This is a genomic window from Methanobrevibacter sp. UBA188, from assembly GCF_905234905.1.
GTDB lineage: Archaea > Methanobacteriota > Methanobacteria > Methanobacteriales > Methanobacteriaceae > Methanocatella.
This window is the reverse complement of record NZ_CAJOJM010000040.1, coordinates 1-12,784: the sequence shown is the minus strand read 5'-3', so window position 1 is coordinate 12,784 and position 12,784 is coordinate 1. Positions and strand designations below refer to the sequence as shown.

Sequence of the window (12,784 nt, the reverse complement as noted above, 5' to 3'; positions counted from 1 at the left end):
AGCAGATTTAATATTATTAGCTCTTATTGTAAAATCATTATCAGAAATAATAATACCATAGATATAATCTTTACCAATGGAAGTAATATTGTTATTAACGATTACAGAACCTGATGTTCCTGAAAAATCAACAACATAAATAGTGTCATAACCATATTTAGTGACAACACCAGAATAAGTAGTATTTATATCATTACTATCTAAAACAGGACCATTTGAATCCCTTACAACTATAGTTCCACTAATTGGACTACTTACCCAATTTCCACTACCTGGAGGAACTTCTGCCCAACCAACATCAGCGGAAACAATTTTAGCCTTAATTTTGTTACCACTAATTATAGCATTATTGGAATTTGTAACACGAATTGCATAGTTAACTTCCCATCCGGTTGTTGCACCAGCATAATTAATGATATTGTTCATAATTTTTAAATTATCTGCAAAATCAGCATTAATTGCATATCCATTAATGCCAGCATTTGCATTAAAATTAATAGTAGAATCTTGGATTAATACATCAGATGCATTGGAAACAGAAATTCCAAATACACCTTTATCTTGATTAATAGTTAAACCGGAAATAACAACATCACTAGATTTGACATCTATAGAAATGTTGGTTAATACTGCATCATTACCGCTTATTTTAATTGAGCGGTTAAGTACAATATTATCTACCCCAACATTAGAAATATCTCCACTAAATACCAATTCATCTGAAGTGACATTACTCAATAGAGATCCAGTACTATCAAAATAATTATTAAAATTATCTTTAGTTACAACATTTTCATCTGCACTCACTGCTTGAGAATTTTCATCAACAGCAAGTGGCTCATCGATAACAATTTCATTATCAATAGCTACGACATCTGTAGCATTGTCACTAGCAAAAGCTGCGCTTAATGACAACATTACTACAGAAAGCATGATTAATGAAATAAATAAACTTTTTGCTTTGATAATTTCACCTCATTTTAATATAATTAAAATAAACAATAGCCATAAAAATCATAATTAATTGAAAAAAAAATTGACTATATGCATATAAGTTATATTTTAAAAATATTTAAATGTATTTAAAGAAAAATTGAAAAAAAAGTAAAATAAAGGTTAAATAACCTTATTTTTTAATCTGTATAGTATTCTTAATAGTACATCCACCATAACTTGAAGTTATTGTGAATTTACCTACTTTTAAATTTTTGATAGCGGCAGTTGCAACACCTTTTTTGTTTGTTTTAGCAGAATACTTTTTACCACTAATTTTAAAAGTAATCTTTTTACCTTTTAAGACTTTACCTTTTTTATCCACTAATTTAGTGGAGAATTTAATTGTTTTGGCTTTTTTATGCACTATATTTTTTGCAGACAAAGTTGCTTTAAAGACAATATTATTGGATGTGGAAACACCACCATAAGTTGCAGCAATAGTATACTTACCAACACCTAACTTAACTGAAGCGGTTGCATAACCAGATTTATCAGTTTTAGATTTTATTGTTTTGCCATTGACTTTGAAATTGACAACTTTTCCGGCACCTACAGCCTTACCCTTAGTGTCCAATATGCGGACTTTATACTTTACAGTGTTTCCATAATAAACGGAGTAATTCTTGCCTCCAGATATAGGATTAACAATAAGTACTTTTGATGTAAGAGTATTTTCAGAGTATTTGCCTTCAGCAGGTGAATTAACAGTTGCCTGATAAGAACCCGCTTTGGCATCTGCAGGCAATACAAGTTTTCCTTCATCATTTGAAGTAATTGAATAGGTAGTTGAACCAAGTTTCACAGATACTTTTTTATTTCCAATAACATTACCATTGGAATCTTTTAGAGTACCTAATATTCCTTTGACATACATGTTGGAATTAATAGATATCATAACATCGAGTCTTGGTGAAACGGTTAATTTAGACTCAACACTTGCATCATTATAATTGCTTAACCCAGATATGTCTGCACGAACAATGTAATCACCAGTACCCAATGAAACAGGAAGTTCATAGGATATTTTTGCAATACCCTGACTATCCGATACTGCTGTTCCCATAGGGAAGTCTCTAGCACTTTGCCTGTTAAATTTAACAGTAGCTCCTTTAATTGGATTACCTAAAGGATCAACAATTTTTAAAGAAATTGATTGGGTATCACCTTGAATTATGGTTATATTCTCAAATTCCACACTAACATCAGCTTTATTAATATCAACTAACATTTCATAGACAGATAATTTGTAATTTTCCTTAAGCAGTTGCGCTGTAAATCTATAGGTTGCAGGAGTGTAAGTTTCATCAAATGTATAGTTATAAACAGCACCACCATTTGAAACTGTTGCATCACCTATAAATTTATCATTAAAATCATAAAATTTGACAACAGCACCATTTAATTCATTACCGCAAGTTAAAATAAATTGACCATTTCCCAAGTATTTAATTTCACTTACTTTAATAGTATAATTAGCAATAAATACATAATTGTCAGAAATCTCATTTCCAATAGTATTGTTTATTGCAGCATTACCAATGCCTGTTTCTGAATTCAAATAATTATCCTCAATAACATTATCAATAGCTTCATTATCAATTATAATTGCATAACCTTTGGTTGAAGTAATATTATTGGCATTTATTCTGTTATTTGAAGAATTTGATCTAAGATATATTCCAGCATTTCCGCATTTAATTGAATCCAGGTTTCTAATGGTCAACTCTTCACCATTACCGTTTGCAGATATGATATTGTTTGAAATAATATTTTCTTTACAAATAGAAAGCAAGATTCCATAAACCTGTTTTGCATCAGTTTTAAAATCATTACCGATTATTACATTACCATCAGAAGATAATGCTTCAATTCCATAAATAACTTCTGAATTCAAAGTAACATCATTTCCTTCAATAGTGGTCATTTTTGACAGTTCCAATGTAATTCCATAAGTAACACCATTTGCATTTAAGAAAATGACATTGTCTTTTAAGATTGTTCCTTCAGATTCAGCACCCACAATTAAACCAGTAGCAAAATACGGACTTTCAAGAGTTATGATATTTCCTTCAAAAGTATTGTTTGTAGCGCCTTGACCTTCAGGAGCTTTATGACCAGTGTTATAACCTAAAACACCCATTCCATAAACATAATTGTCTTTGCCTTTTACATTAACAATATTGTTTGAAAAAACATTGTTATGACTATTGAAATATAAATCTATACCGACTAGTGAGTTAGTAGAGTTGTCTTTGCCAGTGGTTGAATGAACTTCAGCTAATTTGGAAGTGACATTTACATTATTTCCTGAAACTACATTATTTGATGAGTATAATAATAAAATTCCGTATGTTTGATAAATTTCGGAAATAACATGTGCCCCATCCATACAATATTCTTCACCATCAATGCAAAGCTCATTACCATCAATACAAAAAGACTTACCATCAATTACAAGCTCATTACCATCAATACAAAAAGACTTACCATCTATAACAAGCTCATTACCATCAATACAATAAGATTTTCCATCAATATACAACTCATTACCATCAATGCAATACTGTTTTCCATCTATAACAATTTCGTTACCATCAATACAGGTTTCCGGTCTGAAATTATAAACATCCCCAGTACCAATTGTTTTAATAGTATTGTTTGCAAAATTACAATCTTCACAAGCATATGAAAGTAAAGTAAATGTTAAATAATCCCCTTCGGAAGTTAATTGATTATTCCACACGTCAACAAATGTTGATTCTAAAACATAAACAGCATAAGATGCCTTAGGGTCGCTTACAGAAATATTATTGTTAACAATCCTTACACCTTGAGCCTGATTTACGAAAATTCCCCATGCATTGACTCTTTCAGCTTCCTTATTGATAATGTTTAAATTTTCAATTAATACATTACCAGTAGTAACTTTAAATGTTGAATTATAGAATGTACAGTCTTCACCAGTGATTCTGATACCTTTATTGATGTATATTACCTTATTATCGAATGTACCTTTAAATTTTAAAATATCACCATCATTAACCAAATCAGTCAAACCACCATTTGCATTGATATATTCATCAAAATTAGATGGTGTGATTGTTAAAGTGGCACCTTTATAAATATAAGTTGGTTTTGAAGTATCAATAACACCTGCAGGAGTATGAATATCTTTTCCAAATACATTATTAGACTGAACATCAATATCAGAAGTGTTAGCTTGAACACCACTTGCATCAATTGCAACCTTATTACCAGTTCTAACTGTGTTTCCAATAATATTAACATTAGAAGGCATTCTTCTGGAACTTAATTTTTCGATTAAAATTCCAACACCAGAATCAGAAGTAACAACATTATTTTCAATCAAAAGACCAGAACCTTCATCTTTTTCATAAATTCCAGACCCAAATTCTGTGAAAACAGTATTATTTCTAATTACAACATTTGAACCGGCAGCAACAATACCCCTACCTGCTTTTGTTACATTCACCCAATTGTTTTCTACAATGGAATTATCAATAACGGTTATTCCTGCACCAGTTGATATTATTTTACAATCAATAATAGTGTTATTTTTAACAATTGCACCGTAAGATCCTACAATTGCATACTCCCCACCAGTTTCAACGCCAAGGTGGTTGTAATCAGCACCTGTGATATTTCTAATAATATTGTCTGTGAAAATATTACCATAACCGGAAGAAGAAATACCTCTATAACCTCTAATAACCTTATTAGCTTTAATTGTATTATTGTTACCCATGATTTGAATGGTATAACTCCATGAAGTAGGTAAAACATCCTTATTGCACATTACAGTATTATTATAAATAACATTGAAATTAGAAAGACCTCCTTTTATAGGGCCACCATCATAACTAGACAGGTAAATACCATTAGCATCATCAACTTCCACTTTATTATTAGCAATGTAGTTATAATGAGAACCACTTACAAGCAGTGTTGGAGTGGATCTTGTACCATGACCATAGGTAATGCCATATGTCTTTAAGTCATTGTCAGTTACATTATTATGGTTAGCACCATTTGCAACACAAATTGCATAAGAAGCCCTTCCAGTATTTTTTATAGTACAACCATCAATTACACAATTGCTTGCTGAGTTTAAAAATATACCGTAAGTCTCAGCTTTTGTATTTGCAATATTAAGGTGTGATATTGAACTTCCAGAAGCACCGCTTAACAGTGAAATCATAGAATTTTTCATGTTATTTGAAGAAGTTCCCACAACATTGATTTTTTTATTGAAAATAAAATTCTTTGATGAAAAATTTCCATCCAAATTAATTGTATCTCCTTCATTTACCTTTGAAGATACCAAATTACCCTTTAAATCAAAATATTGATTATAATTCGCATCAGTTATTGTATGTGAAGAAGATTCCAACTGATTTTGTGAATCTTCTACCGTTAAAACATCATTAGAATTATGATTAATATTAACATCAGAAGATACTTCAACAGCATCATAAATAGCTTCATTACTTACAGCATTAGTTTCATTTAAATTTTCCACAGCGCTAACCGCACCAATTGAAACCAATAAAAGCAATAAAACTAAACAAATATTAATTTTTTTACTCATATTATACCTCATCAAATTTTAATTGAAAGTTTGATAAAACAAACTTTAAAAATTTTCTATTATAATATAATCTATGACAAAATACAATATTTAAAAATTACTATAAAATAAAAAAAAGTTGATGATTAATTTAATAATCATCATAATCATCTTTACTATCTCTAGCATAACCAACCAAGAAAATTGCAATTAAAATAATTACAGCAATTATAACAAATATTGGCATGCTTGATTCTGCAGAACTTGAAGCAGATTTAGCAACAGATTGTTCTGAAATCTCATATGATTTAGCTCCACCAGCACTTTCACCACCAGAAGATGCATCCTGTGAGCTAGAAGAGTCAGCTGCTGATTTTGCATCACCAGATTGTGAAGCATCATTACCTACAGAAGTTTGACCTCCACTGTTAGACCCATCAGATTGTGATTGTTGTGATGTGGAATTTGTTAAAACATTAGCATTTTGATTTCCTTTTTCACCCTTTTCAGAGCCTTGGCCTTGATTTCCTTCAGCACCTTGTTTATCAGTTTCCTTATCCATTTGATATAATGGATCTGTTTCGGTTGCCTGAGCTAAAATTTCTGCAAATTTCTGTTTTTGTGCAGGAGTTAAAGAACTTAACTGAATAATTTCAGAGTTCCATGCAAGGTTTTTACAAGTGTGGTGACAACATGCAACACCATACTCAATTACACTTTGCATGTAAGAATCGACTAACTTTTGAACAGTACTTGCATCTCCATCCCAAAGTCCTTGTTGAGCCATATAAACCATCCAAGCAAGTGTGGATTGAGAACCTGCTGCTAACGTATTACTGTTAACACCAGAATTTATTTTAAGTACAGTATCAGCCAATTGATTACCCAATTCTTTATTTAATTTTTCTCCGCCCAAAACGGTTGTTGCATAGAAATTCTGGAATCTGGAAGCATATGCATTCATACCTGCAGGAGTTTTAACTAAAGGATCATAGTATTGTGGATTTAAAAGAATACTACGAACTTCGAATTCCAATTCTTCCTGATAAGTTCTTGAAACATATTTATTTTTGTTCCTAATATCAAAGAAAGCAGTATCAGGCTTATCTTTACCTGATTTTTCTTTCAATACATTAGCTGCATTATATAATCCACCAAACCAATCATAGTAATCATCAGAATCGAATAATCTCCAACTACTATCAAAGTTTTGAGTAATTACATCCACATTATCAAGCAAATATTTATAAACATCTTTCTGTTTATTAACTTGAATATTACCTTTTTCATCCAAAGTCCATGAATAAGATACTTTATTTAAATAAATATCCATTGCATATTCATTTACTGATGCAATACTCCAGTCTGCAGTATTAGGTATAAGATTAGACATACCAGTACCTTCTAAAACATTACCTGGAAGACCGAATAACCTATCCAAATGAGGATTTTCTGCATAATGCTTGATTACATAATTATTAGATGCATCCTCACCAGCAGCATTAACAGCTAAATTAACTGAAGTCAACATCCAAGTAATCCAATCCTTATTGTTTGTAACCATACTTACAAATACATCAATTCTAGGCCTATTAACTACAGAACCGTCATTCAATGTTACAGTTAACTCATCAATAGGTATTTGTTCAACACCTAAAACCTTACCATTATCTGCCCAAACAGGTTTACAACCCAGCAAATACATGAATTCAGCAACACCAATACCTTCAGTTCTGGATATTTCTGTACCCCACAAGATTAATGAAGTTAATTCTGGCCATTTTCCATGCTGTTCATAGTAATTAGCCAAAAGCATATCCACAATTCTAACAGCAGACTCATACGCTGCATGAGAAGGCATTCTGGTAGGATCAGATGCATAACCGTCATAACCGGTTGGAATTGAATCACCGTAAGAAGGATCAGCAAACAGACCTGCTTTTACATATCTTCCATTTAAAGCACTCAAAATTGCATTCCATTCATTATTTCTTTGAATGTTTAAAATAATATCTTCACAGTAAAGTGTTGAATTATACAGTGCAGTTCCCTCTAAAATACCGAGCTCCCTGTTCAATTGTTTAGCAGAACTTCCATTAACCAAACGTAAAGAATACTCTTTTAAGAATGATTTTATTCTATCAGCCTCTTTGGCATACTTAAGATTGCCCTGAATATCATCATAGAATTTCAATCCACTTAATTTAGGATACAATAGCTCCAATAACTGATCATATATTTTTGTTTGAGAAGTGACAATTGTAACTACCTCTTCTGCAAGCTCATAACCAGTTAAGATCTTTCCCAAATGGTGAAGACCATAAGTGTTAAAGTCGTTTTCCATATCATCCAAATAGATATGCAATTCGTCAATCCACTCCTGGAATGTCTCATTTTTAGACATGTTTCTGAAACCTAAGCTAGGAGCCAAATTTAAAATCTTATTCTTATAAGATTCAGCATTATTAGTTACATTTAAGCTCAATTGTTCTTTATAGTAATTGATGTAATTTTTCAATACAGTATAATTACCATATAACTCAGATGATACCATTGCAGGAGTCATGTGAGTAATCAATAAAGCTGAACTCCTATCTCTTGCAACCATAGCCTCACCAGGGTTAGAAACAATATAAGGATATACAGTTGGAAGTAAAGTTAACTCAAATGTCCAATCTCCAGGGAATGCACCCAAGTTAATACCAGGCAACCATTCTAGAGTTCCGTGAGTACCCATTGAAACAATAGCATTCATTTTTGCGGTTTTATCCAACCATTTATAAAATGCAACATATTGTTGATGCGGAGGAATGGTTAAACTGTGATAATCTTGAACCTCTTCCCAACCTCTACTAGGTTGGAAAGTGATGAATACATTACCAAACCATACACCAGGAATTACAATATACTTATTTTTATAAACCATTGCCGGACCTAAACCGTCTTTCCAGTAGGAAATCATCTGATTAAACAATTCATCTTTAACATCTGCTGTTAACTTTTCGAAGTCGTTTAATGAAATCAATTGATGATGTTCCATCAAATAATCCCAATTCTCTTCGACATAAGTGTTTAATAACCCTTTTGCCCAAGAACCTTTATTGTTCATGTCAAATATTATTTGAGTTAAATTATGCAATGAAAGCAAGTTATGACGAGTTTTATTAATTAAATATGAATCTTTAGCATTTATAATCCATTGGAATGTATTATTTACTGCATTTGAAAATTCAAAGTCACCGCCAATATCGTAACCTTGCATATATAATTGATAAAGCAATTCAAAAGTACTGTTGAAAACATCCAAATAGGAAGCCCCGATTTCAGCTTTTCCCGGAGGATAGTTATACAACATGATAGCTACTTTCTTATCGGAATTATTTAAATCATGCAAGTCAGCCCATTTACAGTTTAATTTAACCATCTTATCTACACCTTCTTGGATAACATGAGACTTACCAAAAACATCTACATAAGACAAAGCAACCTGACCAAATACTCCTTCGAAACTTGGATATGTAACCATGAATGTCCATTCGACTTGAGGACCTAATTCACTGAGATAGCTGTATTCAGAAATTTCAACAATTCCTTTCAATACATGCAAATCTATGTCAGTTAAATCTGGTTCAGCAGTACCATTAGCATAATCTAAAGACCAACTACATAATGAATTAACTGCAGATATACCAACAGATGAAATTGAAGCGATCTTATTCAAAATTGAAGACATTGGAGGTTGAGTTCCAGTTTTAAATACATTAAAAGCTGGCCTACCATTAGCTTCATAACCTCTGATAAGTGCATCGGCAACCTCTTCACCACCATAGTAAGAAGCGATAGCTATGAATGATTTTTTTGGACCAAATTTAGCAATATAATCCTTTTCAAACTTCTTGAACAATGCTGTCGGATCCAATACATTAGTTAACCATACAACATAATTTTCGGTCATCCAATTTAAACTACCGTCAGAACTGTGAGTATAACCTGGATTTTCACGAATCCATTGATTAATTAATTTTCCTTCAGGAACTAAAGTATACAAACCTAAATCAGGATGATAAAAACCACATTCAGGAGACATCAATGGAGCATTTTTTTCATCCAGAGTAGGGTCAGAATATTTTTTAGGGTTAATCAAATGTTTTACATAATTCAGATAATTTTTCATATTATTTTGCAAAATATCTGATTCTGCAATATCCCTAGCCTGGAAATATGAGCCTATATAAGTGTTCTCAATAGTATCAAAAGTATTGTTAGCTGCTGAAGCTCCTACAATATGAATTCCAGTATTGTTCAAAATTTGTTTTGAAAATACACTGAAAGTATATGCAACATTATATTTTGCATTAGCCGGAGACCTCGCAAGAAGTTCTTTTAAGTATTGAGCTGTCAAAACACTGTAAGCAGATTCTGAAAACATGTCAATATGCATATAATTAGCATATTCCACTAACCACGCACGAGATTTATCAAAATCAGTTGTACTGATGTATGCAATCCTCCTTGACATATTCATCAGCAAATCAACTTTCTCATTGTGAGAGTTATAATCCACTAACAACAATATATCTGGAACAAACATTATTCCCTTAATATCTACAGTACCGCTTTTTTTAGTGAAATCAACAACGTACTTTTGGGGTTCATAAGTTAAATAAGAAACCTCTAAAGAATATTTAGAAGAACCTAAGTTTTTAATAACTGCATTACCCTTTGAATCAGTTTTAACAGTTGACACCACATTATCTGAGGAGTCATAAACCTTGATTGTAGCACCCTTTAAATTAAATCCGTCTTCACTCCATGTTTTGCCAGTTTCGTTATAAGAATCCATTACATTAACAACATTAATTACATTATTACCTGCTGTTAGTATTTGTTCATCTGATTTCGAAGACTGGGTGTCTGGAATGTCTTGAAGTTGAACAACATCATCCAAATTATCAGTAGTACCTACAATATCAGATACTGTTTCATTATTCCCTGCAAATACTGTGCTTATAGAAAACAAAAGCATTATTGAAATAATTAATGCGAATAATAGCCTATTATCTAGTTTTTTCGTATTTTCACCTCCTTTTATACCTTTATAACAAACATAGCAACATCGATTAAGATTTACTATAAGTTTAAGTTTGACTTGAAAACATATAAAACTTACTAAAGTTAATTATAGTTAGCATTCAATAAAAATTGTCATAATATGAGATAAATTTAAATACTAAATAAAATAAATAAAATGTGCTATTATATAAGAGGTGATAATATGCGTAAGATTACTATTGGTATGGTTATTTTATCTATAATCTTAATAGGTATGGTTATACCAGCAGGATTTTCCGGTCAGGCAAATTCAGTTGTTATAACTTACGGTGAAACTACTCATGCGAATACAAACTATAAATCTGACGTTGATTCATTTTTTAAAAGTCAAAGCAATTTGGATTTAAGCAATGCAGCAGAAAAAATTATTACAGCAAGTGACGTTAACAAAATTGCCAGTACAATAACCGGCAGAACCTATGATTCCAGTGAAATATTTTCCTCAGCACTTGTTAATTTAAAGGACAGTGCCGATCTTAAAGTTAGCGTGGATAAAGATAAAATCACCACAATAACTGGAGACATGTACCTGTCCGCATTAAAATCTGCAGGAATCAAAAGCGGCCACGTATACGTTACAAGTCCAGTTACTGCAACCGGTGAATCTGCACTTGCAGGAATAATGAACTGTTATGAAGAGGCAACCAATGTGAAAATTCCGGAAACCGTTAAAGAAGCAGCAAACAAGGAAATTTACACACAGGCAGAAGTTGTTAAAGACACAAATGCCAGTTCAGATCAAGTATCCAAATTAGTTGATGACGTGAAAGAAACTGTAAAAAAAGAAAATGTTACAGATCACCAAACTATTGTAAACATTATTTACAATTACACTGTAAACAATAACATTAACATTACAAACAGCAGTATTGAAAACCTTGCAAATAGTATTGAGCAAATTCAAAACACTCAAGGAGACATAAATACCTATGAAAATCAAGTAAGTGAGGTTTTAAATAATACTAGCAGCAATTCAAACAATTTTTTAGGCGGAATATTCGGATAATATTCCTCCAAAACTTTTTTTTAAATTTTCGAGCCTAATTTGTGATTATATGAAATGGAAAATTGGCAATGTTAAAATCGACAACCAGGTTGTTCTAGCACCTATGGCCGGAATATGCGAACTGACTTTTAGAAGAATAATAAAATCCATGGGGTGCGGACTTATTGAAACTGAAATGGTGTCAGATAGAGGCATCATCCATGACAATACCCGAACTCAGGACATGCTGGAAATGACCGAATGCGAAAGACCAATTTCCCAACAGATTTTCGGATCTGAAGCCGAAACAATGAAAAAAGCATCACAATACATTTATGAAAACATGCACCCAGACATCATTGACATCAATATGGGATGTCCCGTCAGAAAAGTAGCCGTCAAGGCAAATGCCGGAAGTGCGCTACTCAAAACACCTGATAAGGCATACGACATCATATCAGAAGTTGTTGATTCTGTACCTGTGCCTGTTACAGTTAAAATTAGAAGCGGATGGGACAGAGAACATATCAATGCATGCCAAATTGCCGAAATTGCCGAAGATGCCGGTGCATCAGCCATAACTGTACATCCAAGAACAAAGTTTGATACATACGGAATTGATGCTGACTGGTCAATTATTCGAGACGTTAAAGAATTAGTTTCAATACCCGTGATTGGTAATGGAGATATAAGAAGCTGTTTTGATGCTAAAGAAATGATTGATGAAACAGGTTGCGATGCAGTAATGATTGGAAGAGGAACCCTTGGAAATCCATGGATTATAAAGCAGTGCGTGGAGTACCTTGAAGACGGAACACTTCCTCAAAAAGCAACACTTGAAGAAAAAATGGAAATGCTTAAAAAACATACCGAACTGCTTTTTAAATATAAACCTGAAAAAGTTGCCATTTCCAAAATGAGAGTTCACGCAGCATATTATTTAAAAAATCAGTATAGAAGCGTGGAAATCAAACCGAAACTATTTAAAACAACAACTCCCGAAGAATTATTTGAGATAATTGACAACTATGTCGAATCAATTAAAAGATATTAACATTACCAATTATCTTGTAATTAATGTATTAATAGAAAAAAAGAATATA

5 protein-coding genes are annotated in these 12,784 nt (G+C 32.1%); 2 read left to right on the top strand and 3 right to left on the bottom strand.

Annotated elements, in window-relative coordinates:
• From QZ143_RS07770 to QZ143_RS07760, 3 genes are all read right to left on the bottom strand, one after another.
• A partial coding sequence (locus tag QZ143_RS07770; protein ID WP_292882870.1) for a hypothetical protein occupies positions 1-933 on the bottom strand: 933 nt, incomplete at its 3' end.
• 193 nt (positions 934-1,126) lie between these two features.
• Positions 1,127-5,605, bottom strand: coding sequence for a right-handed parallel beta-helix repeat-containing protein (locus QZ143_RS07765; RefSeq protein WP_292882867.1), 4,479 nt, complete (start codon positions 5,603-5,605; stop codon positions 1,127-1,129).
• A gap of 130 nt (positions 5,606-5,735) precedes the next feature.
• Complete coding sequence (locus QZ143_RS07760) at positions 5,736-10,610, bottom strand: cobaltochelatase subunit CobN (RefSeq protein ID WP_292882864.1); 4,875 nt, start codon at positions 10,608-10,610, stop codon at positions 5,736-5,738.
• A gap of 249 nt (positions 10,611-10,859) precedes the next feature.
• Here QZ143_RS07760 and QZ143_RS07755 point away from each other — a divergent pair, with 249 nt between their 5' ends.
• Positions 10,860-11,702, top strand: a complete 843-nt coding sequence (locus QZ143_RS07755; protein WP_292609821.1) for a DUF1002 domain-containing protein — start codon at positions 10,860-10,862, stop codon at positions 11,700-11,702.
• 49 nt (positions 11,703-11,751) lie between these two features.
• Positions 11,752-12,735: a tRNA dihydrouridine synthase DusB gene (gene dusB / locus QZ143_RS07750; RefSeq protein ID WP_292882861.1), complete on the top strand. Its 984-nt coding sequence runs from the start codon at positions 11,752-11,754 to the stop codon at positions 12,733-12,735.
• Positions 12,736-12,784 lie beyond the last annotated feature (49 nt).